We start from the raw sequence: 23,141 nt of genomic DNA on the forward strand, positions 1-23,141 counted from the left end.
CCCCTACTCCCCTACTCCCCTACTCCCCTACTGCCCTACTGCGTGAGCATCATGCCCTACCAATCCCCGATCTCCCCCGGCCGTTCCTGGTACGAGGACACGGCCGGCCTGCGACCCGAATATCCGGTGCTGGACGGTGACCGGAGCTGCGACGTCGTTATCGTCGGGGGCGGTTTCACCGGCTTGTCGGCGGCGGTGCATCTGGCCAAGGCGGGCACCAATGTGGTTTTGATCGAGGCGTATCGCTTCGGAGACGGCGCTTCCGGGCGCAATGGCGGCCAGCTCGGCACCGGGCAGCGCGCCTGGGCCGAGGAATTGGAGGCCGAGTACGGGTTTTCCCGCGCCAAGGCACTGTTCGACCTCGCCGAGGAGGCGAAGGCGCATCTGCTCGAATTCGCCGCCGCCAACCAGATCGATATCGACTACATGCCGGGCCAGCTCTCGGTTGCGCACAAGCCGCGCTATGTCGACGACTACAAGGCGCATGCCGAGATCATGGCCAGCCGCTTCTCCTATCCGCACATTTCGTTCATGGACGCGACGGAAACTGCGCAGCGGCTGGGCTCGACAGCCTATTTCGGCGGGACGCGCGACACCGGCACCGGCCATATCCATCCGATGAAACTGGTGATCGGCACGGCGCGGGCGGCGGCACAGGCCGGCGCACGATTGTTCGAAGCGACGCCGTCGACCGGCATTGTTTCGAGCGGCGGCACGGTGAAGGTTTCGACAGCCAGGGGGACGATCACAGCGCAGAAATGCCTGATCGCGGTCAATGCCTATGGCGGCACGCTCGAACCGGTGAGTGCCGCGCACATCATGCCGATCGGCTCGTTCATCGGCGCGACCGTGCCGCTTGGAGCGGATTCGAACGTGCTGCCGGGCGGCGAGGCCGTCGATGATTCCCGCTTCGTCGTGCGCTACTTCCGCAAGTCGAGGGATGGCCGGCTGCTGTTCGGCGGACGCGAGGTCTACGGCGTCAACGACCCCAAGGACATCCATATCCATATCCGCCGCCAGATCGCGGAACTCTATCCCGCACTGAGGGACGTCGAAATCACGCATGGCTGGGGCGGCTATGTCGGCATCACGGTGCCGAGAAAGCCGTTCGTGCGGGAAGTGATGCCGAATGTGATCTCGGCCGGCGGCTATTCCGGCCACGGCGTCATGCTGTCGAACTTCTTCGGCAAGCTCTATGCCGAAACGGTAGCCGGCAACCGCGACCGGCTAAAGCTGATCGAGGATTTGAAGATTCCGCCGTTCCCCGGTGGCCGGCGCTTGCGCGCGCCGCTGCTTTTCCTGGCGCTCAACTGGTTCGCGTTGCGCGACAGGATTTAACAATTGTTGAGTAATATCATGGGGGCCGCGACATCCAAGCGTTGCAGAATCTTCAGCAATGGCGCACTGATGCCACAATCGCGGGCAAAAAGTGCAATCTCTAGCGAATATAGACGGGGATTTTCTGCGGGCCCGCCCGCTGTTTGATTTGGGACCGGTGCGACCGACGCACGCATTGCGGTGTTTGATCGAAGAACATCGGCCCCTTATGGAGGTGGCAAGAGTGAGAGAGCCCTTCAGTTTCGGTGCTCCGGAACGTCGGCGCTTTGCCATGCAGTTCGGCTACGACATGCGCCCGTCATTCTGGCAGGAAGTCCGTTCGAACTCGCATCTGGTGATTGCCGCGGTCGGCACGGCCGCGCTGCTCGGCGTGGCCGCGGTGGCACTGTGGTTGGCGTTGCCGGCGAACGAGCGGCAAGCGGTTGCCAATCCAGGGCAAGCCATTCCGGCCGTTCCGGTGAAGACGACGAAGATCGCGCCAGCGGGGATCACGGCGGCCGCGGCGGCGGTGCCGCAAGCGGCGCGAAAGTCCGACCAGGTCTCGCCGACCGTGGCTGTCTCGGAAGCCGCCATTCCGGCGCTCGCGGCGAACGACCCGCGCTGGACCGCCTCCCAATCGAAGACCGCACCGGCTGCTTCCGGCCAGTCGGCGAGCAAGGCCGGGCAGAGGCCTGACAAGCCGGCGGCGGCGGCATTCGCGCAACCCGCTGCCGACACCGACGCCGCCACCGAGCTCGCCAAGGTCGCCGCACCGGCCCCGGCGGCGGGCAGCAGTCCCGATGGCGCGCAGACCGCCGCCATTCCGGCCGCGCAACCACAAGTAGCGTCGCAGCAATCTGCCGCGCAGGATGACGACAGCAAGGCCGAACCGCGCAAAGCGGCCGCGGCTGGCACCGGGCGCATCCTCAGGGCCGTGACTATGCGTAGCGGCCCGAAGAAGAATGCGGCCGCCATCGTCACGGTGCCCGCCAAGACCTCGGTGCAAGTGATGAGCTGCAAGCGTTGGTGCCAGATCGTCTACAACGGCAAGACAGGCTGGGTCTACAAAACCTACATCAAGACCGGCGCCTGACGCACCAGCGCCACGATCAAGGCAGGCACGGCCGAGCCGATCTTTGGCGCAGCGATGACGGTGTGCGTCAGATGCAGCGCCCGCCGTCGACCTCCAGTGCAACCCCAGTAATGAAGGCGGCCTCGTCGGATGCCAGCCACAGTGCCGCATTGGCGATGTCGAGCGGGGTCGAAAGCCGGCCGAGCGGGATCGAGGCGCGGAATTTCTCGCGGATTTCGGGTGTATCGGCGCCCATGAATTTTTCCAGCATGCCGGTCTCACCGGCCACCGGACACAGGCAGTTGACGCGGATGTTCTTCGGCGCGAGTTCCACCGCCATCGACTTGGTGGCGGTGATCGCCCAGCCCTTGGAGGCGTTGTACCAGGTGAGGCCGGGCCGAGGGCGCAGGCCAGCGGTGGAGGCCGTGGTCAGGATGACGCCGCCGCCTTGCCGCTCCATGATCGGCACGACGGCAAGGGCAGCATGATAGATGGCCTTCATGTTGACCGATGTGATCAGGTCGAACGTCGACTCGTCGACTTCGAGCATGTCGCCATTGCGATGGGTGAACCCGGCATTGTTGACCATGATGTCGATACGTCCGAAGGCGCTTTTGGCGGCATTGACCATCTCGTCGAATTCGGAGCGCTGCGAAACGTCGGTCTGGGTCCAGATCGCCGCCTCGCCGATCTCGCCGGCTACGCGTTCGGCGCCCTTGGCATTGAGGTCGGCCACGACGATCCTGGCGCCCTCCTCGGCGAAGCGACGGGCAATGCCCTCGCCGAAACCCGAAGCGGCCCCGGTGACGATGGCGACCTTGTCCTTCAGACGCATGTTTTTCCGCTCCCTGGGTTCATCGCGTGGCTTTTACCGTGGGCTGCCGGCATCATGGCCTGTGCCACGACAGGCAAAGCGCTGATTCTCCCTTAGCTTTCGTCACATTCACGTCCTATGCTGCAACTGCGAAGGCTTGGCGGAGTTGTCGTTTGCCGACAAGCCTTCGCTTGGTGCCAGTGTCAAGCGCACATCTGGACCGACACAAATATGTAGCGATCGGTCGTCGATGTGACACCATGGCACTGGAAAATTTAAATCGATTAGAATATATCAGCCGCGTACTCGCGACCGGCGTCAAAGCGGATAGACCATGACCAGCCAGATCATCCCCGTCGACCCTTTCGACTTCATCATTTTCGGTGGCACCGGCGACCTGTCGGAACGCAAACTTCTGCCGTCGCTCTACTATCGCCAGCGCGACCATCAATTTTCCGAGCCAACCCGCATCATCGGCACGTCGCGTTCGAAGATGAGTGATGACGAATTTCGGGCTTTCGCCAAGCAGGCTATTTCCGACCACGTCAAGGCGGCCGATATCGATCCCAAGGAGCTCAAAACCTTCCTGGCGCGGCTTTCCTATGTCCCGGCCGATGCCACGAGCGGCGCGGGGTTCGACAGACTGAAAAAGGCGATCGGTGACAGCGACTGCATCCGCGCCTTCTATCTGGCGGTGGCGCCGGCGCTGTTCGGCGACATCTCGCACAAGCTGAAAGAACACGACCTGATCACGCCGAATTCGCGCATCGTGCTGGAGAAGCCGATCGGCCGCGACCTCGCCTCTGCGCAAACGCTCAACGATCTGGTCGGCGACGATTTCCACGAAAGCCAGATCTTCCGCATCGACCATTATCTCGGCAAGGAAACGGTGCAGAACCTGATGGCGCTGCGTTTTGCCAATGCGCTCTACGAGCCGCTGTGGAATTCCGCCCATATCGACCACGTGCAGATCACCGTCGCCGAGACGGTCGGCCTGGAAGACCGTGTCACCTATTACGACAAGGCCGGCGCGCTGCGCGACATGGTGCAGAACCATATGCTGCAACTGCTCTGCCTGGTGGCCATGGAAGCGCCATCGTCGATGGACGCCGACGCCGTGCGTGACGAGAAGCTGAAGGTGCTGCGCGCGCTCAAGCGCATCAACGGCAACGAGGCGCCGAAGCACACGGTGCGTGGACAATACCGCGCCGGCGCTTCCGCAGGCGGGCCGGTGAAAGGCTATGTCGAGGAGCTCGGCAAGGACAGCAACACCGAAACCTTCGTCGCGATCAAGGCCGAGATCGGCAACTGGCGCTGGGCAGGCGTTCCGTTCTACCTCAGGACCGGCAAGCGGCTGGCAACCCGGGTCTCGGAGATCGTCATCGAGTTCAAGCCGATCCCGCATTCGATCTTCGGCGGCGACAGCGCCGGGCCGATCTTCGCCAACCAGCTGGTCATCCGGCTGCAGCCCGACGAAGGCGTCAAGCAATTCATCATGATCAAGGACCCGGGTCCGGGCGGCATGCGGCTGCGGCAGATTTCGCTCGACATGAGCTTCGCGCAGTCCTTCGACGGCCGCGCGCCCGACGCTTATGAACGGCTGATCATGGATGTCGTGCGCGGCAACCAGACGCTGTTCATGCGCCGCGACGAGGTCGAGGCCGCGTGGAGGTGGATCGACCCGATCCAGAACGCCTGGGAAAGCGCCAGGCAGGAGGCGCAGGGCTATACGGCGGGCACCTGGGGACCTTCGGCCTCGATAGCGCTGATCGAACGTGACGGGCGGACATGGCACGAGAGCAATTGAACAGCGCCAGCTACAACTGGAATGGCTTTTCCGACCGCGCGGAACTGGCGGCTGCGCTGGCCGGCCGCGTCGCCGACCGGCTGGCAAAGGCAATCGCGGCGCGCGGCACGGCGTTACTGGCCGTTTCCGGCGGCACGACGCCGGCAAAATTCTTTGCTGCCCTGTCGGGAATACCGATCGCCTGGGACAAGGTAACGGTGACGCTGATCGACGAGCGCTTCGTGCCGGCCTCCTCGCCGCGTTCCAATGCCGGACTGGTGGCCGCCAATCTGTTGCAGAACGCGGCTGCGGCGGCACGGTTCGTGCCGCTCTATCACGAAGCCGTCAGCATCGAGGATGCCGCGGCATCGGACAATGCGGCGCTCCAGTCCCTGCCCTGGCCGCTCGACGTCGCCGTGCTCGGCATGGGACCTGACGGCCATACCGCCTCATTCTTTCCCGACGCCGACGATCTGGCGAAATTGCTCGACCCGTCCTCGCACAGGATCGTGCTGCCGGTTCATGCGGCAAGCGCCGGCGAGCCGCGGCTGACCCTGTCGCTGGCGCGCATTGTCGATGCCGGCTTCCTGGCGCTGCACATAGAGGGCGAGGACAAACGCACCGCCTTCGACGGCGCGGTGGCACCCGGTCCGCGAAAGCCGATCCGCGCCGTGCTCGACGCCGCCCCCAGGCCTGTAGAGGTTTTCTGGGCACCCTAACTCTAGACTTATCTGGTCCCGGCAAACGGCGGGAGGAGTTTCCGGGACCTCGCTTGAAAGGACCGAACGCCATGACCGCAAGACGCGATATCGAAGCCATCACGGAGCGCATCCGCCAACGCTCCAAGCCGGGCCGCGAGCGCTATCTCGGCCGCATCGCCAGCGCATCGAACCAGACCGCCAACCGGGCGGTGCTGTCCTGCGGCAATCTTGCCCATGGCTTTGCCGTGTGCAGCCCCTCGGAGAAAGTGGCGCTGGGTGCCGACAAGGTGCCGAACCTCGGTATCATCACCTCCTACAACGACATGCTGTCGGCGCATCAGCCCTTCGAGACATTCCCGGCGCTGATCAAGGAAGCGGCGCGGGAGGCCGGCGGCATCGCCCAGGTTGCCGGCGGCGTGCCGGCGATGTGCGACGGTGTCACCCAGGGGCAGCCGGGCATGGAGCTTTCGCTGTTCTCGCGCGATGTCATCGCCATGGCGGCCGCGATCGGCCTGTCGCACAATATGTTCGACGCCGCCGTTTATCTGGGCGTCTGCGACAAGATCGTGCCCGGGCTGGTGATCGCGGCACTGACCTTCGGCCATCTGCCGGCGGTGTTCATTCCGGCCGGGCCGATGACGACAGGCCTGCCCAACGATGAAAAGGCCAGGGTTCGCCAGCTCTATGCCGAGGGCAAGGCAGGCCGCGCCGAACTGCTGGAGGCCGAGTCCAAATCCTACCATGGACCGGGGACATGCACCTTCTATGGCACGGCCAACTCCAACCAGATGTTGATGGAGATCATGGGCCTGCACACGCCAGGCGCTTCCTTCGTCAATCCGGGCACGCCGCTGCGAGATGCCTTGACCCGCGAGGCGACCAAGCGGGCGCTGGCGATCACCGCGCTTGGCAACGCCTATACGCCGGTCGGGCGGATGATCGACGAGCGTTCCATCGTCAACGGCGTGGTTGGCCTGCACGCGACCGGCGGCTCGACCAACCATACCATTCATCTGATCGCCATGGCCGCAGCCGCTGGGATCGCGCTGACCTGGCAGGATATTTCCGACCTCTCGGAAGCGGTGCCGCTCCTGGCGCGCGTCTATCCCAACGGGCTTGCGGATGTGAACCATTTCCATGCCGCCGGCGGGCTCGGCTTCCTCATTCGCGAGCTGCTCGACGAAGGCGTGCTGCATGAAGATGTGCAGACGGTATGGGGCGAAGGCCTGCGGCCCTACGCAGTCGAGGCAAAGCTCGGTGCCGACGGCAGCGTCGTGCGCGAAGCCGCCCCGCGCGCGAGTGGCGACGCGAAGGTCCTGGCGCCGTTCAAGAAAGCCTTTCAGCCGACGGGCGGCCTCAAAGTGCTGGCCGGCAATCTCGGCCATGCCGTCATCAAGACGTCCGCGGTGAAGCCGGAACGGCGCCTCATCGAAGCGCCGGCCAAAGTGTTCGACAGCCAGCAAGGGCTGAACGAAGCCTTCAAGGCCGGCACGCTTACCGGCGACTTCATCGCCGTCATCCGCTTCCAGGGACCGAAGGCCAACGGCATGCCGGAACTGCACAAGCTGACCACCGTGCTCGGCATCCTGCAGGATCGCGGCCAGCGCGTCGCACTGGTCACGGACGGGCGCATGTCCGGCGCCTCCGGCAAGGTGCCGGCGGCGATCCATGTCACGCCGGAAGCGGTCGAGGACGGCCCGATCGCCAGGATCCACGACGGCGACATCATCCGGCTGGATGCCGATGCCGGCACGCTTGAAGTGCTGGTACCGGCAGCGGAATTCGCGCTGCGTCGGACGGCGGAAGCCGATCTCATCGGCAATGAGTTCGGCTTTGGCCGTGAGCTCTTCGCCGGATTCCGGCAGCTGGTGGGTCGAGCCGACCATGGGGCCAGCGCGTTTGGAACCGACGCAGCGGAATTCGCGCTGCAATGAAAAGGGACGGCTCCTGGCCGCCGTAGCTGAAATGTGGATTACTTGGCCGTAGCTGAAATGTGGATTACTTGCTTGTCGCGGGGATCGTCGTCAAAGTCGGTTATTTTGTTGCGAAGATTAGGATTTCTGACAATCGGACGTGGCCGAAAGGGCAAAGCGCAAGGCTTTCCGTAGATAACTCGTCCCACTGTGCTTCTGGAATGCAACTGCTCTCCGCTGGCGGCGTACGCTCGCTGTTCATGATTCCTCCGAATCACCACAAAATCGCGATTTTTTGCCAGCTCGCCATATGGGCAAATTCGCGAAGCTGCCGAAACCTACGACATGCAAGCCGAAGCTCCTCGGCAACGCCAGCTATGCGACGACCTTCGCCACCATGTCCGGATGCTGACCGATCACGCGCACATAGGCGATAGCGAAATCCGGCGCGGTTGCCCGCGCCTGCTCCCAATCGCGTAGCGTGCCGACCGGAACCCGGAAGCGGCTGGCGAACTCGGACTGCGACAGGCCAAGCCCGGTCCTCGTCTTGCGGATCAGGCGGGCGCGCTGGCCCCGGTCCATCGCCCCAGCCGTCACGTCGAAGTCATCGGCGTCAGCCGGGTCAGCAGGTAGCGAGATATGCTCGTTCTTCACCCTTGTTGCTCCTTCTCACTGAGATGAAGCGGGGCTGTTCACCCCGCCAGACGAAGACGCCGGTGAACAGCTTCTCCCCGACGATGCCGACCACCTTGAACCGTTCCTCGCCGTCGATCTCTCGGATGGAGGGGATAATGAGATGGTTGTCGTCCTCAAAAATCCGATCGCCAAAGGCCAGCGGTAATTTGTGCTTTTCGCGATTCGCCGCATCCTTGGCAGAGTCGAACCTGTCCTGCGTCATGGGCTACAATCATACGGGATTTCCGTATAGATCGCAAATCCCTTTTCACTCGTGAAATGTCGAGGGTTTTAGGAGCGCGACAAACCCACAGAGGAAAGGCGCTTAAACCGCTCGGTATGGTAACTGGAGCCGCTGGGTAAACCTTCGCTCGGCCGGCTAAAGCGCCGGCGATTTCGGGCAGCACATTCATCGCATCTCGGCCATGGTCGAGCTTTCAGCACGGCCGGAATGTCGTAGGTGTCGTTGATTGACTTGACGGTTCGCCAATCGAGACCGGCCTGGTAGGCCGGCTCGTGGGCCGCCCCTTCTGTTGCTGACAACCAAACCCTACTGAACCGTGATCTCGGCCCGTTCGCCAGCCTTGACTGTCACCGGCATCTCCTTGTCATGACCCTCATCCGACATATGCCGGACGACGACATAATCGCCGGCGGGGATCGTCTGCTGCCAGTTGTCGCCGTAGTTGAAGCCGAGCGATTTGCGCTTGCCATCGATGTCCTTTTTCGACGAAAACACCTCAATCGAATAAGCGCCGGGCGCCGATATTGCGAGCACGCCCGCATCGAGCACGACCTTCACGTCCTGGCTGTCGCCGGGCTTGATGCTGAAAGGCTGCTCGACGACGGCGAGATCGAGCGTTGTCACCGCCACATAGTCGTCGGGCGGCAGCCAGAACTTGCTGTCGGCCCCATAGGAGTGCTCGACGCTGTCGCGGCTGCCGTCGATCTTCTTCTTCGCCTTGACGATCTCAAAGCCGATGGCCGAATTGTCGGCCTTCTCGCCGCCAGACGTATAGTAGGCATTGAGCATGGCCTGGCCGACGCCGACCACGACGTCCTTTTCTACGGTCTGCCCGGCGGCGAGCTGGATTGTTTCCGTCACCGTGCCGGCACCGATCTGCACCGTCACCTTCTGTTCGCCCGCCGGCACGATGGCCTGGGTGTCGCCGTAATGGGTGGTGCTGCCACCGGGATAGGCGAAATCGACGCGGGCTTCGCTGCTGATCTCGGCACCCTGGCTGGCATGCGGGTGAATGATCAATGTGCCGGCGTTCAGGATAAAGAGCGGTTTTTGGACCTGGCCGGCCTCGATCTTGACCTTCTGCTCGACCTTGGCTTCGTCGTCGCGCGCGACGACGATATAGTCGCCGGGATCGAGTTTGCCGCTATAGCTGCCATATTCGGTGGTGACGGACTCGCCGCGCGAGCCGTCGGGGTTGGCTTTGTAAATCTCCCAGGCATTGCCGTCGGTGATCGGCTCGCCGCCTTCGGCCATCACCACGGTCGGCTGGAAATTGAAAGCAGGCCTTGCAGGCTCCGGCGCAGGCGCTGGCGCTGGCGCCGGTTCGGTTGCCGGCGCCGGCGCGGGGGGCGGCGACGGCGCCGGTGCGGCGACGGTTTCGACCAAAGCTTGCCGCAGCGCCTTCTCGTCGGACGCCTGGATGTACTTGCCGCCGGTGTTGTCGGCGAGGCAAGCGATCTGCTTGCCTTCGTCGGCCGTAAGGCCAAAGCCGACAACGTCGGCTGTGAAATCGACGCCGGACGATTCGAGTTCCTTGCCAAGCGCGCAAGGATCGCCGCCACAGGTCTCGAGCCCGTCGGTGATGAGAATGACGGTCGCCTTGTCCTCGGTGTATTTCAGCGCTTCGGCCGCCTGCTTGACGGCTGATGTCAGCGGCGTCTTGCCGAGGAATTTCATGCTGTCGGCCGCGGCCGAAATCGCGCTCGCCGAGCCGGCCTGCGGCGGTACGATCAGCTGGATGTCCTCGCAACTGCCTTTCTTGCGATGGCCATAGGCCATGAAACCGAGTTCATCGTCGGCGGGAACCGATTGCAGCACGCTTCTCAGCGACTCACGGGCGATTTCCAGCTTGGGCCTGCCGTCGATCTGCGCCCACATCGACCCTGAAGCGTCGAGGATGATGATGAGCTTGTTTGCGGCAAAGCCGAATGTCGTCATCGACAAAAGGAGAAACGCCGCAGCGACGCTCCGTGCAAGTCCCGCCATCAAAATCTCCTGAGTAGCCGCCCCGTCCGCCGGCTGAAGCTATTTGAGCCCACCCTGGGACACAAGCCCGGACGCGGCTTGTCCGCGGCTTAGTAGGTGGTGCGGCGCTCTTCGGAAGGCGGGCGGCCAAACTGCAGCCGGTAGCTCTGGGCAAAATAGGAATGCGAGGTGAAGCCGGTGGCGATCGCCACATCGAGGATCGGCATGTTGGTCTGGCGCAACAATTCGCGCGCCCGCTCCAACCGCAGCCGCATGTAGTAGCGGCCGGGCGTGACGTTGAGGTGGCGCAGGAACAAACGCTCCACCTGACGCACCGAAAGGCCGGCCGATTTGGCGAGCTGCACCGCCGAGAGCGGCTCGTCGAGATGGTCGGCCATCAGCTCGACGATGCGCCTGAGCTTCTCCGACTTGCCGGTGAGATCGCGCTCCGGCCCGACGCGCTGGCGGTCGCCGGCCGAGCGGATGCGCTCGTGCTGGAACTGGTTGGCGACGCCATTGGCGAGGTTCGAGCCGAAGTCGCCGCGCACGATCTCCAGCATCAGGTCGATCGAGGTGGTGCCGCCGGCGCAGGTGTAGCGCTTGCGGTCGATCTCGAAGACGTTGCCAGTGCAGTTGATGTCGGGAAAGCGCTCGACGAAGCCGGCGCGGTTCTCCCAATGGATGGTGCAGCGATAGCCGTCGAGCTGGCCGGCCTCGGCCAGCAAATAGGATCCGACCGACAGCGCGCCGAGCGCATTGCCGCGCCGGCCCCAGCTGCGCAGCGCCGCCAGAACCTTGCTCTTGCCGGGAAACTCCGTGGTCAGCCCGACCGAGACGAAGAGGATGTCGACCGGCGGAAGGTCGGCAACCGCATAGTCGATCTTGAGCGGCAAGCCGTTGGACGCCATCACCGGATCGCCATCGGCCGATACCGTCGTCCAGCCGTAGAAATCGCGGCCGAGCAGCCGGTTCGCCGAACGGAACGTGTCGATCGCGGCGGCCAGCGAGAACATGGAGAACTTGTCGACCAGCAGGAATGCGAATTGCCGGCCGCCTTGAACGGGATCATTCATGACCGGCCGTTCCAAGGGAATAGTTGGGTTCGGCAAAGCTGCTGCTTTCTGGTGGTCAGAAGGAGGGCCGTTTCAACCCGGCCGCAAGGTAGGCGGAGGCTAACGTATTGGCCATCAGCATGGCAATGGTCATCGGCCCGACGCCGCCGGGCACGGGCGTGATGGCGCCGGCGGCCTTCGCCGCTTCGGCATAGGCGACGTCGCCGACGAGGCGGGATTTGCCCTCCCCCTTCTCCGGGGCCGGGATGCGATTGATGCCGACGTCGATGACGGTTGCGCCGGGCTTCACCCAATCGCCCCTGATCATCTCCGGCCGGCCAACGGCGGCGACGAGAATGTCGGCGGTGCGGGCCAGCCCCGGCAGATCCTTCGTGCGGCTGTGCGCGATGGTGACGGTGCAATTGGCGGCGAGCAGGAGATTGGCCATCGGCTTGCCGACGATGTTGGAACGGCCGACGACGACGGCATTGAGGCCCGACAGATCCTTGCCGCGCACGCGCTCGATCAGGAGCATCGAGCCGGCGGGCGTGCAGGGAACGAAAGCGGTGTCGAGTTCGCCGGTGCCGAGCTTGCCGACATTGATGAAATGGAAGCCGTCGACATCCTTCTGCGGCGCGATCGCCTGGATGACCTTGCCGGCGTCGATGTGGGCGGGAAGCGGAAGCTGCACCAGGATGCCGTTGATGGCGGGATCGGCGTTGAGGTCGGCGATGATCTTGAGCAGCGCCTCCTGGGAGGTGTCCGCCGGCAGCGTGTGCTGGACCGAATGAAAGCCGCATTCCTTGGCGGTGCGGGATTTGGAGGCGACGTAGACCTGGCTCGCCGGATCCTCGCCGACGATAACCACGGCGAGGCCGGGCTGGATCTTGCCCTTGGCGACAAGCTCCGCGGTCAAGGTCTTCACCGTCCGCACCACGTCTTCGGCAACGCTTTTGCCGTCAATCACTTCGGCCATATGAATCACCCCTCGATACGTTCCGCCAAACCGGCCGCGTCTGAAAATGCGGCGCTTTGGATCCTTTTCTCAATCGTGTGCCGAAGCCTGCATGACCCGGCCAGCCGGGCTGCGTCTCCGGCAAGACACCGCGCGGCATTTTGACGAAAATTCGAACACGCAATCCCGTCAAAGCGCCGTCCGATGCCGTTTACGCGAAACCGGCCCGCTTTTGTTCGACACAGGAGACTATCTTGTGGCTCAGAAATAGCGGCGGCCGGCGCGGCTCTCGGTAAGCTCGCGAACAGCCTCGCGAAATTCGCGCAGGCTGGCGCGAATTTCCTCGATCGACGCCTGCTCGGCGCCCTTCTCGGCGGCGGCGGGCTGCTCCAGCGGCGCGGCGGGATAGGCCGACGGCTGAGCCGGAGCGGGTGCGGCCGGGTAGGGCATGGGCGCGCCATAGGGCGCCGCGGCCTGGGGATGGCCTGCCGCCGACCGCGTCTGCCAAGGCTGCATGTGCGGATAGACCAAGGGCTGCGCATAGGGATGGGACGAGGCCGGATACATCGCCTGCTGCGGCACCAGGGGCGACCGCAATGGCGGTCCCATGGGCCGCGTATAGCCGGCGTCCGCGTCTGGCTGAAAAGATGGCCGCGGATAGTCTGGAGCTGGCGGGCGATGTCCAAAGGCGGAATCCGGAGCCGGATAGTCGGGAAATGCCGGAGTGCTCGCCGGCCGGCCCTCTTCGGCGACAGCGGCCGATGCAGATGCACCGGGAAACGCATCGTCCTGCGCCTCGGTGCCGGGCTTGCGGGACACGGCTTTGCGCAGCCTCGACATCAGCAAGCCGATCCGGCTTGGATCCTCGGTGGCAGCGGCTCCGGGCTGCGCGGCAAGCGGCGGCACTGATGCTGGTGGCGGCGGCGGTGATTGCGGCGGCGATGCTTGCGGTATCGGCGGCGCCGGCGGAGGCGGCGCCCGGAATGCCTGGTCATCGAGCGGCGCCCGGCGTTCGTCCATCTTGCGGTCACGGCGGGATCGTGACCCGGCGGTCTCACGCAGGCTTTCATAGGCGCCGCGCATGGCGCCGAGACCGACGCCGGAGGCAAAGCCCAGCAGCAGGCCGGCAAGCGCCACCACGGCGCGCGACGGCCCGTTCGGCTCCAGCGGAATGGAGGCGGGCGAGATGACGCTCATATTGGCGGTGTTGATATTCTTCTGCTCGCCGGTCTCCTTGGCGCGCAGGAGATATTGCTCATAGACCGAGCGCTTGGCCGAGGCCTCGCGTTCCAGTTCGCGCATCGAGACAAGGTCGCTGTTGACGTCGCCGCTGCGCACCTTCATCTGCGCCAGGCGGGAAGCAAGGTCCTGTTCGAGCTGGACCGAGCGTTTCAGGTCAACCTGCAGCGACGACGCGATGCGGCTGAGTTCGGCGACGATGCGTTCGCGCGCGCCGGTGAGCTGGGCCTCGAGCGCCTGGCGCTCGGGATGGCGCGGTCCGAGCCGGACCGCTGCCCGATCAGCCTCCTGTTTGAGCGTTGCGTATTGCGAGCGCAGATCGCTCATGGAGTTGGAGTTGATCTCTTCAGGCAAGGTGCCGCTGAGCACCGAATTCACGTTGACCTGACGTGCCGAGGCCGCGCGGGCGTTCAGCTCCAGCGTGCGGGCGCGGGCGACGGAAAGCTGCTCGTTGAGCTTGAGCATCTGGTCGTCGCTGATCAGATGGCCCTGCGCGTCGACAAGATCATGGGTGGCCCTGAAATCCTCGACCTTGCGCTCGGCGGCTTCGACGCCCTTGCGCATCTCGTCGAGTTTCGCCGTCAGTTCGTTGTTGGCCCGGCCGGCAGTGTCGGACTGGATTTCACCCGAAGTCTGCAGGAAAACCTTCGTCATCGTTTCCGCGATGAGCGCCGATTTCTGGGCGTCCTGCGTGGTGACGCCGATGGTGATCACGGAGGTCTTGCCGCCGCGCTCGACCGAAACGCTCTCGGCCAGGTTGACGATGGCAAGGGAAAGGCGGCGGGATTGGTCGACACCGCCCGGTCCGTCCTGGCGCAACAGGATCGAGCGGATCAGCGACATGACGCCCAGGCCGCCATTGCCTTGGCCGTTGAACTCGGGGTCGTCGACCAGGTCGAGCTCCTGGACAACCTTGTTCAACACGGTGCCGGAGGTCAGCAACTTGATCTGGTTCTCGACGTTGACGAGCGCCGCGTCGGGCATGACCACCGCCTGGGTGAGATCGCGATCCGTAAGCTTCAGGTCGCGCGGGTCGACGATCAGTTCGGTGGTGGACTCGTATTTCTTCGGCGTCGACAGGGCAATCGCAACGCCGAGCGCCGCGCCCAGTACCGTCGTGGTGATGATCAGCGCTTTGGACCTGGCGACGCCGCGAACCACCTGCATCGGATCGATCAGGGGCTTCCATTGCTGGCTGTCGGCATCCTCGCCAGGAGATGTTCCCGCTTCGCTCGCGCTCAGCGGTTCGGATGTGCTGCGCGGGGAATCAACGCTCGAGGCGATCTCAGGAACCGTCTCTTCATACGGCATCGCCGAGTCCGAACCGCCGATACCGGCCCCATCGTGCGAACGCGAAATGCCGGCGGACGCCGGAGCCGGCTCGCCGCCCGGCTGCAAGCGTTGCGTTGCGGTGGATGCGGAAGGCGCCGGATTCATCTTCGCCTCGCGCTGCGAACGCGCCAGGCGATGACGTGTGGCGGCATCCTCGCGCCATGACGGATTTGCCCGATCCCCTAGCGAGACCAGCGATGCCTCGTCCTCACCGCGCACGGCTTGGCCAAGCGCCAGCAAGGATCGCTCGCGCCTCCAGTCCTCACGATTTTCCCTGTCGCCCATTCTCGCGGAGCTTACTTTCAGCCGCCAGACAGCGGCAGTCGGCCATTTGTTAAGCCACGCTAAACAAGCATAGGAAACAAAAGGTTAATTTTAGGCGGCCGAAAGCATTGCTTGATGCCGGCTGCTTGGAATTTCAGCAGATGCAGGAAGATTTCAGAAGGGCACGTTAAACTTTGCCGCCTATGCCTTTCCCTGACCCATGACTGAGGCCAGCGACATACCGCAGAGGCGGCCCCTCGCCCGGATCGGCGCCTTCGTGGCCGAAAGACGGGGGCTGGTTCGCGACTATTTTTCGGCGATCAGCGGCGCCGGCGGGCGGCTGGTGTTTTCACTCGCCTACTTCATCGCCTTGGCCAACACGCTTTCCATCGCCGAGTTCGGCATGTTCGCCACCGCCTCGGCCGCCGGAGTGATGCTGTCGCGGCTTCTGGCCTTCGGCTTCATCTCGGCACTCTACCGCACCGCCACCATCCGCCCCAACCTGATCGGCACCTTCACCGCAGGTTTCCTGCTGCTGGGCATCGTCTCGTTGCCGCTGCTCGCCGCGGCCTCCTACATCGTCTACCTGATCTTCTTTGCCAGCACCGTGCCGCTGCCGGTGTTCGCGGCAACCGTGTTTGCCGAGGCGCTTCTGTGGCGGCCGGTGGAGGTGGCGCTGATCGTCAACAACGGGCTCGGCAAATTCGGCCGTGCCGCCGTGCTGGCGATCCTGGCGACGGCGTTGCGGGCAGCCGGCGCGGTGCTGTTCATGTTCTGCGCGCAACACAGCGTCTGGGTGTGGTCCTGGTTCTATATCGGCGCGAACGCGGCCTCGCTGCTGATCGCGTTCGGTCTCTTCTATCCGCGCCAGCGGCTGCGGCTGCGCGGCGAGCTCTATCTCAGGCGGCTCGCCGATTCGATCTACGTCGCCGGCGCCGAGGTGTTGTTCTACCTGCAGATGGAGTTCGACAAGCTTCTGGTGCTGGCGATCGGCGGGCCGCACCTGGCCGGCATCTATGCCATCATCATGCGGCTGGTCGACCTGACGGCGATCCCGATCCGCACCTTCTCCATGATGCTGGTGCAGCGCATGATGCGTGCCCCGGAGCTCTTGTCACGGCTGGCGGTCAAGAGCGGCATCGAAGGCGGCGTGTTCGCGGTCTCGACGCTGGCGCTGCTGGTGCTTGCCGTGGTGCTGCATTTCTTCCCCGGGGCGCTCGGCAAGAACGTCTCGGAGGCCGCTCCCCTTGTGGCGCTTGCGATCGGCGTTCCGGGACTGCGCAATCTGGTCGAATACCAGGCGGAGCTTCTGTTCGCGCGCGGCCAGACGCTGGTGCGGGCGCTCAATCTCGGCCTGCTCGCCGCTCTCAAGGCGCTGCTGCTGACCTATGTGCTGACCACCATTGCCGACACATCGAAGCTGGTGCTGTCGCTCAACGTCGTCTTCCTGCTGCTCTATCTCGCGTCGATGCTGCTGACCTATTCGGCGCTGCGCAAGCCGGCGAAGGCGATCTGATCCTTCATCCGGGCAGTCTTTCCGAGAACCGGTTCGCTTTTCAGGATCAGGATCGGTCGAGCCCGATCAGCCGGCGGATGCGGCCGGTATCGGTGCCGATGAAGGACTGCATGCCGATCGCCACCTGTTCGGGCGCCATGGCGGCAACGAAGCGACGGAATTCATCATCCGACAGCGCCTCACCGGTCCAGTGGACGCGGCAGAATTCTTCCGAGCCATGGAAGTGGCCGGCGCCGTCCAGCAGATCGTCGACATAGCGGCCATAGATCATGCATTCGGAGAATTTGCGCGCCGAGCCGACGACCTCGACCCAGTTTCGGCCATGCACCTCCTCGATCCGACTGCACATGGCCAGCACGGTGTCGCGGCGCCAGGCGATCAGCGTCGAAATGTAATCGTGAACCGAATTCCTCGACGGATCGATGCCGAGCGCGGAGCCGGCATTGCGCGACCATATGCGATGCTCGTCATGACCGTCCTGCGCAAGCACGCCGTCACGGCGGAACAGCCGCGCCTTGCCGTCGCGCCAGAACGCGCCGCAATCGAAAGGCTTCAGAAAGGCGACGTCGGAATCGCAGAAGACCAGAACGTCCTGGCATGCGTGCGCCGCAACGGCGATGCGGCGCAGCTGCTGCACGTGCCAGCCGCGCAGCGGCTGCGTCTTCAGGCTGAGCCAGACGCGCCGCCGGAACAGGCTAAGCGGATCGTCGAAGACATGCAGCCAGCGCGGCAGCAACTCACGTTCGTCGACGACGGAACGGTTGGCGCTCTCCAACCGTCGAAACAATTTGACGTCGCGGCCTTCGACCAGAATGTAGTGATGCGCGACGCCCGTGACGTGGCGGTCGAGGGTTTCGCAGAGCAGGCGGCAACGCTCGAAATCCGGCGCATAGCTTGCCGTCACCATGGCTGCCGTCGGCGTTGCCCGAAGCAGTCCGGGTTCGGCGATCGCGCCCGGAACGAACCTCTCGTTCAACGGACGTCTCCGGCTTGGGGCCGGAACAATTTCTGTTTGAGGACCCGCCACAGGAACAAGGGGTTGCCGACCACATAGCGGCGCCAGAGCCGTCCCGGCTCGACCGCCAGCCGAAACAGCCACTCCAGCCTGAGGCGCCGTATCCACAAGGGCGCGCGCGGCACGGCGCCGCTGAGAAAATCCAGCAGCGCGCCGACCGCGACCGGCAGCGTGCAGTGGCGCTCGTCGATGTGCCGTTCGATCCACAATTCCTGGCGCGGCACGCCCATGGCGACCAGCAGCATATCAGGCCGCAGCGCGGCGATGCATTCGATGATTTCCGGCTCCTGCGCAGCGGAGAAGTAGCCGTCATGGATGACCACGAATCTGTGCTGGACGGCAATCGCCGCGAGCTTCTTCGACGCCGCCTCGGCATTGACGCGCGTCGCGCCGAGCAGCCCCACGGTCAGCGGCCGGGTCACCGACCGCAGAAAGGCCGGCACGAAGTCGGTGCCGTTGAGATTGTCCGGGAACGGCGCGCCATAGAGAAGCTGCGCTGCGAGATCGACGCCGATGCCGTCCGGCAGGATGAGAAAATCGTCGAGCGCCTGGGCGAACACCGGATCGGTGTAGGCGAGATTGGCGTTATGGGCGTTGAGGAAGCTGACCTTGGTGAAGCGTCGTTCCACGATCAGCCGCGTCAGCAGGGCGATCGCGTCGTCCCAGCGAATGGCGAGCACGGAGATGCCGAAGATCGTCTTCAATGTGTCGGGCCCGAATGCGGCGCGGGCGGCGTGCATGTTCATGCAAACGCCTCCTGCATGACCGGACCGAGCTTCTCCAGGCCAAGCCGGATGGCGGCGTCGAGCGCCTTGAGCTGCCGGCGGTGGAACGCGCTGCCGTCAACGTCGCTTATGTCGGCCGCCGCGGTCTCCAGCGCCTTGGCAAAGGCGACCGGATCGTCGGTGACCGCGCAATTGACCGGGCGATGGTCGATGCCGCGCAGCGCGTGGCTGGTGGCGACGGCGGGCAGGCCTAGCTCGAACGTTTCGATCGTCTTCAGCTGCACGCCGCTGCCGGCGGTGCTGATGAGCGGGATGACGGCGCCGCCGCGTATGAAAGCCTGGGCGTCCGGCACGCGTCCGACGAAAGCGACGCCGGGATGCGTCGAGGCGATGTCAGACGGCATGCTGCCGGCGATCCTGATGCGGAAGTCCGGGCGCAGATGCGGTACCACCTTGTCCAGGAACCAGCCGAGCCCGATGCGGTTCGGCTGCCAAGTCCAGGTGCCGATCAGCGCGGCGTCGCACTCAATCTTGCGCCGGCCGTTGTGCGGCGGTGGCGTGGCGCCCGTCACCAGCGGCAGCACCGCCGAGCGGTCGTCGGAGGCCACGCCAAGTGCCGAACGGTCTTCCTCGGCCAGCGTGAAGACGAAACGCGCGCGGCGGCACAGACGCTCTTCCACGCTCTCGAGCAGCCTTGCCTCGCGGCGGAACAACAGGCGCTGGAAGATGCCCGGGGCGGCAGCGGCATTTTCCCGCGCCGAAAGATGCTCGACATTGTGGGCGACGAAGATCGAAGGCCGCTCGTCGAAGAGCTTTTCGAAGGCGCCGGCGAACTGCACGGAATTAAGCACATAGCCGTCGAAGGGGCCGGCGCGCTCGATGGCGGCGAGGACTTCGGCATCGGAGACCGCACGCAACTTGGCCGACGCGAAGGTGAGGCCCGAAAGCATCGCCTTGCCGACCCAGGCAAGCTTTTGCAGCGCTGAAGCATTTTCGGTGCGCACGTCCACGGCACCCAGCACGATGGTGCTTTCAGGATCGGCGGCGGCTTTCCCCGGCCAGATGAAGCCGATGACGGTGACGCGCGCGCCGGCGCGCCGCAAGGCAGCGATGATTGCAGCATTGGCGATCTCGTAGCCCGATGCGAGAGCGCCATCGGGCACGATCGATGTGGCGAACAGCAGATGCATCTCACCTATCCTGTGGTGCAGCCGGTAGCAAAGCGCGGTGAACCCTTGATTAAACGCGCGCGCATCGACGACCCAAAACCTCGGCTTGAAGAGCCACTCCGTGAAAGGTGATTAACGAAACGTTATCGTCATGGTGCTAACAGAACTCGACCCACCATGCGGTGACACGGATGATCCCTTTGCCATCGGACGGTTCGGTATCGATCGCGGGACGATCCCCCCGGCTTGACACGCAGGCCGTCGAAGCCGTCGTCACCTTGCCGACCTTCAAGCGGCCGGACCAGGTCCTGCAAACGCTGGCGTCGCTGCGCGCGCAGCTGACCGGCAGGCCCTTTGCCATCATCGTCATGGAGAACGAGGCCGAGGCGCGTGCCGGCGCCCAGGCGTCGCTGCCGCTGTTCGAGCGCGGCGACATACCGGGCATGGTGATCATCGCGCATCAGCGCGGCAATTGCAGCGCCTACAATGCCGGCTGGCAGGCGGCGATCCTGCACTTTCCGAATTTCAGGCACCTGCTGGTCATCGACGATGACGAGATAGCCGATCCGCACTGGCTGGAACGGATGTGCGCGGCGGCCGAAAGCCTTGGCGCCGATATTGTCGGCGGCCCGCAAGTGCCCGACTTTGCCGATCCCGCCCATGCGCGCTGGGCCGAGCATCCGGTTTTCGCGCCGCCCTACCGCAAGACGGGCCTCGTGCCGGCGCTCTATTCGTCCGGCAATCTCCTGGTCGGGCGCAACGTGCTTACCGCCATGGGGCCGCCGTTCCTCGACCTGAGATTCAATTTCATGGGCGGCGGCGATTCCGACTTCCTGAGCCGGGCGGCGCAGCGCGGCTTTGTGCTTGGCTGGTGCGCCGAGGCCAGGGTGACCGAGACAGTCCCGGCCCGTCGGGTCGAGGCCGACTGGATCCGCGCCCGCAGCCTGCGCAACGGCGTGATCTCGACGCTGGTCGAAAAGAAGAAACGCGCCGGCACCCCGCTGGCCGGCGTCAAGGTGTTGCTGAAGAGCCTGGCCCTGCTTGCCGCCTCGCCATTTCGCGGCGCCGCCAGGCTGGCACGGACAGGATCGCCCGCGGCCGCAATCTACCCTGTCCATGTGGCGCTGGGCCGCGTGCTGGCCGAATTCGGATATGCCAATGAGCAATACCGCCAGCCTGAAAAGAACTGAGCGCGCGCCGCTCGGCGCCGCGTTCACGCGCGACGGCGTGGCAACCGCGATCGCGGCGCTGCTGTTCACCGTCATCCTGGTGTCCTTCCGCCCGTTCCAGCCCGCGGGCGCGGAACTCACCGGCGAAGGCGGCGACATCGTCAACCAGCTCGGCTTCGGCTCGCTCGGCGCCGTTTCCGTCTTTTCGCTGATGGCTTTCGCCGACCCGCGCATCGTGCGCTCGCTGCTCAGCCCTTCCTGGATGCTGATGCTGGGCTTCTTCTTCCTGTCGGTGGTGCTGGCGACAGACCCGCCCTCGGCGATGCGCGCCGCCTCCTTCACCATGATCGGCATCCTGACCATGGCGACGATCCTTGTGCTGCCGCGCGATGCGGACTCCTTCTCGAAGGTCATCATCTTCACCGCGGTGGCGGTCATGGGCCTTTCCTACCTCGGCCTCATCGCCTTTCCGCACGAGGCAATGCACACGGCCGATTCGCAAGAACCGGAACATGCCGGCCTGTGGCGCGGCGTGTTCACCCACAAGAACATCGCCGGTCCGGTCATGGCCTGCTTCAGTTTCGCCGGCCTCTATCTCTTCCGGCGCGGGCAGCGGTTCTGGGGCGCCGGAATTTTCGTCGCGGCGATGGTGTTCATGCTGCACACCGGATCCAAGACCACGGCCGGCCTGGTGCCGTTCTCGATCCTGATCGTCATGTTTCCGAGCCTCATGGGCATGCGGCTCGGCACGCCGATCCTGTTCGCGCTGGCGATCATCGCTACCGCGGTCGGCACGCTGGGCATCGTTTTCCTGCCGCCGGTGAAACAGCTGGCGGCGATCTATTTCCCCGGCCTGACCTATACCGGGCGCACCACGCTCTGGGAGTTCGCCGGCGAGATGCTGGCGAAGAAACCGTGGACCGGCTACGGCTATGAGAGTTTCTGGGGAACGCCGCTGCTGCTCAACCAGGATCAGCCCTTCGACCGACCGTGGGATATCAGGACCATCGTGCACGGCCATGACGGTTATCTCGACATCGCGGTCCTGATGGGCATTCCGGCCCTTTGCGTGGCGGTCTACACTTTCCTGATCGCCCCTTTGCGCGACTACATGCGCATTCCCTTGCGCAAGGAAAACATCTATCTCGGCGACTTCTTCATGATGGTTGTGCTGTTCGCCGCGCTCAACGCCTTCCTCGAAAGCTTCTTCTTCCATCGCGGCGATCCGGTGTGGCTGTTCTTCGTGCTCGGTGTGCTTGGGCTCAGACAGGTTTCGCTGCGCCCGGTCGCGCTGCGCAACGGCGGTCGTGGCGCGAGATTGGGCCACTCCACCTGACAGGGCTTCCCCGTTGATCCGCGAGCGTTTATGTGAAGCCTTTCCTCGGAGGGCTTTCGATGACGATCAGGCTTGTTCTCGCCGGCTGCGGCAATATGGGTTACGCCATGCTCTCGGGCTGGCTGAAATCCGGCAAGCTTGCACCGTCGTCCGTTTTCGTGGTCGAGCCCAATGCCGACCTGCGCCAGCGCGCGGCCGCACTGGGATGCGGAACGGCTGCCGACGCCACCGATATCCCGGCCGGTGCCGTGCCTGATCTCATCGTCATCGCCGTGAAGCCCCAGGTGATCCGCGACGTCACCGCCGCTTACAAACGTTTCGGCGAAGGGCGCACCACCTTCGTCAGCATTGCCGCGGGCACGCCGGTCGCCACCTTCGAGGAAATCCTGGGCGACCGCGCGCCTGTTGTGCGCTGCATGCCCAACACGCCTGCTTCCATTGGCAAGGGCATGATGGTGGTGTTTTCCAATCCGCTGGTTTCCGACGACACCAAGCGTTTCGTCGCCGACCTCTTGTCGGCCAGCGGCGAAGTGGCCACCATCGACGAGGAGGGACTGATGGATGCGGTGACCGCCGTGTCGGGATCGGGGCCGGCCTATATCTTCCATTTCATCGAAGCGCTGACCGTCGCCGCCGAGAAGGCGGGCCTGCCGGCGGCGACCGCCAGGCTGCTCGCCATGCAGACCGTCTATGGTGCCGCCTCCCTCGCCGCCGAAAGCGGCGAGGAGCCGGGCCTGCTGCGCCAGCAGGTGACCAGCCCGAACGGCACGACGGCGGCGGCGCTTGGTGTGCTGATGGGCGAGGACCGGTTGACCAATCTCCTCACGCAAGCGGTGGAAGCGGCGCGGCTGCGGTCGATCGAACTGGGGAAATAGAGCAGAC

General features: G+C 64.5%; 19 protein-coding genes and 1 pseudogene. 9 read left to right on the forward strand and 11 right to left on the reverse strand.

What is annotated here, in order from left to right; all coding sequences use genetic code 11:
* Positions 1–51: 51 nt before the first annotated feature.
* Complete coding sequence (locus FJ979_RS06700) at positions 52–1,338, forward strand: FAD-binding oxidoreductase (RefSeq protein WP_140580325.1); 1,287 nt, start codon at positions 52–54, stop codon at positions 1,336–1,338.
* 223 nt (positions 1,339–1,561) lie between these two features.
* The gene (locus tag FJ979_RS06705; RefSeq protein WP_224656002.1) at positions 1,562–2,410 is read left to right on the forward strand and encodes an SH3 domain-containing protein; all 849 of its coding nucleotides are present in this window, start codon (positions 1,562–1,564) and stop codon (positions 2,408–2,410) included.
* Positions 2,411–2,477: 67 nt separating this feature from the next.
* Here FJ979_RS06705 and FJ979_RS06710 read toward each other — a convergent pair whose 3' ends face one another.
* Positions 2,478–3,224, reverse strand: a complete 747-nt coding sequence (locus tag FJ979_RS06710; RefSeq protein WP_140580326.1) for an SDR family oxidoreductase — start codon at positions 3,222–3,224, stop codon at positions 2,478–2,480.
* Positions 3,225–3,537: 313 nt separating this feature from the next.
* Between FJ979_RS06710 and zwf the strand changes: the two genes are divergently transcribed.
* The 3 genes from zwf to edd all read left to right on the forward strand — a co-directional run bounded on the left by zwf (position 3,538) and on the right by edd (position 7,624).
* Positions 3,538–5,010, forward strand: a complete 1,473-nt coding sequence (gene zwf, locus FJ979_RS06715) for a glucose-6-phosphate dehydrogenase (protein WP_140501096.1) — start codon at positions 3,538–3,540, stop codon at positions 5,008–5,010.
* The gene (gene pgl, locus FJ979_RS06720; RefSeq protein ID WP_140501094.1) at positions 4,992–5,708 is read left to right on the forward strand and encodes a 6-phosphogluconolactonase; all 717 of its coding nucleotides are present in this window, start codon (positions 4,992–4,994) and stop codon (positions 5,706–5,708) included. The genes zwf and pgl overlap by 19 nt, the downstream gene beginning before the upstream one ends.
* 71 nt (positions 5,709–5,779) lie before the next feature.
* Entirely contained in the window at positions 5,780–7,624 is a 1,845-nt protein-coding gene (edd, locus tag FJ979_RS06725) for a phosphogluconate dehydratase (RefSeq protein WP_140525577.1), read from the forward strand.
* Positions 7,625–7,978: 354 nt separating this feature from the next.
* On the opposite strand, the gene FJ979_RS06730 is transcribed toward edd, so the two are convergent.
* From FJ979_RS06730 to FJ979_RS06760, 7 genes and pseudogenes are all read right to left on the reverse strand, one after another.
* A complete protein-coding gene (locus tag FJ979_RS06730) occupies positions 7,979–8,257 on the reverse strand; it encodes a helix-turn-helix domain-containing protein (RefSeq protein WP_140558570.1) in 279 nt (92 codons plus the stop codon).
* Complete coding sequence (locus tag FJ979_RS06735; RefSeq protein ID WP_140501088.1) at positions 8,226–8,501, reverse strand: BrnT family toxin; 276 nt, start codon at positions 8,499–8,501, stop codon at positions 8,226–8,228. The genes FJ979_RS06730 and FJ979_RS06735 overlap by 32 nt, the downstream gene beginning before the upstream one ends.
* Positions 8,413–8,788 (reverse strand): annotated as a pseudogene (locus FJ979_RS32890) (hypothetical protein); the annotation flags it as partial. The gene FJ979_RS06735 and the pseudogene FJ979_RS32890, both read right to left, overlap by 89 nt.
* A 40-nt stretch (positions 8,789–8,828) precedes the next feature.
* Entirely contained in the window at positions 8,829–10,508 is a 1,680-nt protein-coding gene (locus FJ979_RS06745) for a VWA domain-containing protein (protein WP_140513380.1), read from the reverse strand.
* 89 nt (positions 10,509–10,597) lie between these two features.
* Complete coding sequence (locus FJ979_RS06750; protein WP_140501084.1) at positions 10,598–11,560, reverse strand: GlxA family transcriptional regulator; 963 nt, start codon at positions 11,558–11,560, stop codon at positions 10,598–10,600.
* Positions 11,561–11,615: 55 nt separating this feature from the next.
* Positions 11,616–12,515, reverse strand: a complete 900-nt coding sequence (gene folD / locus FJ979_RS06755; protein WP_140501082.1) for a bifunctional methylenetetrahydrofolate dehydrogenase/methenyltetrahydrofolate cyclohydrolase FolD — start codon at positions 12,513–12,515, stop codon at positions 11,616–11,618.
* A 240-nt stretch (positions 12,516–12,755) separates the two neighbouring features.
* Positions 12,756–15,350 (reverse strand): GumC family protein, encoded by a 2,595-nt coding sequence (locus FJ979_RS06760; RefSeq protein WP_140580328.1) that lies wholly within the window; start codon positions 15,348–15,350, stop codon positions 12,756–12,758.
* Between the two features lie 199 nt (positions 15,351–15,549).
* Between FJ979_RS06760 and FJ979_RS06765 the strand changes: the two genes are divergently transcribed.
* Positions 15,550–16,845: a lipopolysaccharide biosynthesis protein gene (locus FJ979_RS06765; protein ID WP_140580330.1), complete on the forward strand. Its 1,296-nt coding sequence runs from the start codon at positions 15,550–15,552 to the stop codon at positions 16,843–16,845.
* Positions 16,846–16,891: 46 nt separating this feature from the next.
* On the opposite strand, the gene FJ979_RS06770 is transcribed toward FJ979_RS06765, so the two are convergent.
* The 3 genes from FJ979_RS06770 to FJ979_RS06780 are packed head-to-tail and all read right to left on the reverse strand — an operon-like array spanning position 16,892 to position 19,775.
* Positions 16,892–17,821, reverse strand: coding sequence for a DUF6492 family protein (locus FJ979_RS06770; protein ID WP_140558574.1), 930 nt, complete (start codon positions 17,819–17,821; stop codon positions 16,892–16,894).
* The gene (locus FJ979_RS06775) at positions 17,818–18,606 is read right to left on the reverse strand and encodes a WecB/TagA/CpsF family glycosyltransferase (protein WP_140580332.1); all 789 of its coding nucleotides are present in this window, start codon (positions 18,604–18,606) and stop codon (positions 17,818–17,820) included. Before FJ979_RS06775 ends, FJ979_RS06770 begins: the two co-directional genes overlap by 4 nt.
* Entirely contained in the window at positions 18,603–19,775 is a 1,173-nt protein-coding gene (locus FJ979_RS06780; protein ID WP_140580333.1) for a glycosyltransferase family 4 protein, read from the reverse strand. The genes FJ979_RS06775 and FJ979_RS06780 overlap by 4 nt, the downstream gene beginning before the upstream one ends.
* Positions 19,776–19,945: 170 nt before the next feature.
* Between FJ979_RS06780 and FJ979_RS06785 the strand changes: the two genes are divergently transcribed.
* Genes FJ979_RS06785 through proC form a run of 3 tightly spaced genes read left to right on the forward strand, consistent with a single transcriptional unit; the run spans position 19,946 to position 23,134 of the window.
* Entirely contained in the window at positions 19,946–20,944 is a 999-nt protein-coding gene (locus FJ979_RS06785) for a glycosyltransferase (RefSeq protein WP_140525571.1), read from the forward strand.
* On the forward strand, positions 20,913–22,259 hold the full coding sequence (locus FJ979_RS06790; RefSeq protein WP_140525570.1) for an O-antigen ligase: 1,347 nt from the start codon (positions 20,913–20,915) through the stop codon (positions 22,257–22,259). Before FJ979_RS06785 ends, FJ979_RS06790 begins: the two co-directional genes overlap by 32 nt.
* A gap of 59 nt (positions 22,260–22,318) precedes the next feature.
* Positions 22,319–23,134: a pyrroline-5-carboxylate reductase gene (gene proC / locus FJ979_RS06795; RefSeq protein ID WP_140501067.1), complete on the forward strand. Its 816-nt coding sequence runs from the start codon at positions 22,319–22,321 to the stop codon at positions 23,132–23,134.
* The last annotated feature ends 7 nt before the right edge of the window (positions 23,135–23,141 follow it).

Origin of the sequence: Mesorhizobium sp. B1-1-6 (assembly GCF_006443035.1) — a bacterium.
Lineage (GTDB): Bacteria > Pseudomonadota > Alphaproteobacteria > Rhizobiales > Rhizobiaceae > Mesorhizobium.

Bases quoted from the DNA above. Each gene is read 5' to 3' on its own strand.
- FJ979_RS06700 (WP_140580325.1), top strand. From the start codon at position 52: ATGCCCTACCAATCCCCGATCTCCCCCGGCCGTTCCTGGTACGAGGAC.
- FJ979_RS06710 (WP_140580326.1), bottom strand. From the start codon at position 3,224: ATGCGTCTGAAGGACAAGGTCGCCATCGTCACCGGGGCCGCTTCGGGT.
- zwf (WP_140501096.1), top strand. From the start codon at position 3,538: ATGACCAGCCAGATCATCCCCGTCGACCCTTTCGACTTCATCATTTTC.
- pgl (WP_140501094.1), top strand. From the start codon at position 4,992: ATGGCACGAGAGCAATTGAACAGCGCCAGCTACAACTGGAATGGCTTT.
- edd (WP_140525577.1), top strand. From the start codon at position 5,780: ATGACCGCAAGACGCGATATCGAAGCCATCACGGAGCGCATCCGCCAA.
- FJ979_RS06735 (WP_140501088.1), bottom strand. From the start codon at position 8,501: ATGACGCAGGACAGGTTCGACTCTGCCAAGGATGCGGCGAATCGCGAA.
- FJ979_RS06745 (WP_140513380.1), bottom strand. From the start codon at position 10,508: ATGGCGGGACTTGCACGGAGCGTCGCTGCGGCGTTTCTCCTTTTGTCG.
- FJ979_RS06750 (WP_140501084.1), bottom strand. From the start codon at position 11,560: ATGAATGATCCCGTTCAAGGCGGCCGGCAATTCGCATTCCTGCTGGTC.
- folD (WP_140501082.1), bottom strand. From the start codon at position 12,515: ATGGCCGAAGTGATTGACGGCAAAAGCGTTGCCGAAGACGTGGTGCGG.
- FJ979_RS06760 (WP_140580328.1), bottom strand. From the start codon at position 15,350: ATGGGCGACAGGGAAAATCGTGAGGACTGGAGGCGCGAGCGATCCTTG.
- FJ979_RS06765 (WP_140580330.1), top strand. From the start codon at position 15,550: ATGACTGAGGCCAGCGACATACCGCAGAGGCGGCCCCTCGCCCGGATC.
- FJ979_RS06775 (WP_140580332.1), bottom strand. From the start codon at position 18,606: ATGAACATGCACGCCGCCCGCGCCGCATTCGGGCCCGACACATTGAAG.
- FJ979_RS06780 (WP_140580333.1), bottom strand. From the start codon at position 19,775: ATGCATCTGCTGTTCGCCACATCGATCGTGCCCGATGGCGCTCTCGCA.
- FJ979_RS06785 (WP_140525571.1), top strand. From the start codon at position 19,946: ATGATCCCTTTGCCATCGGACGGTTCGGTATCGATCGCGGGACGATCC.
- FJ979_RS06790 (WP_140525570.1), top strand. From the start codon at position 20,913: ATGAGCAATACCGCCAGCCTGAAAAGAACTGAGCGCGCGCCGCTCGGC.
- proC (WP_140501067.1), top strand. From the start codon at position 22,319: ATGACGATCAGGCTTGTTCTCGCCGGCTGCGGCAATATGGGTTACGCC.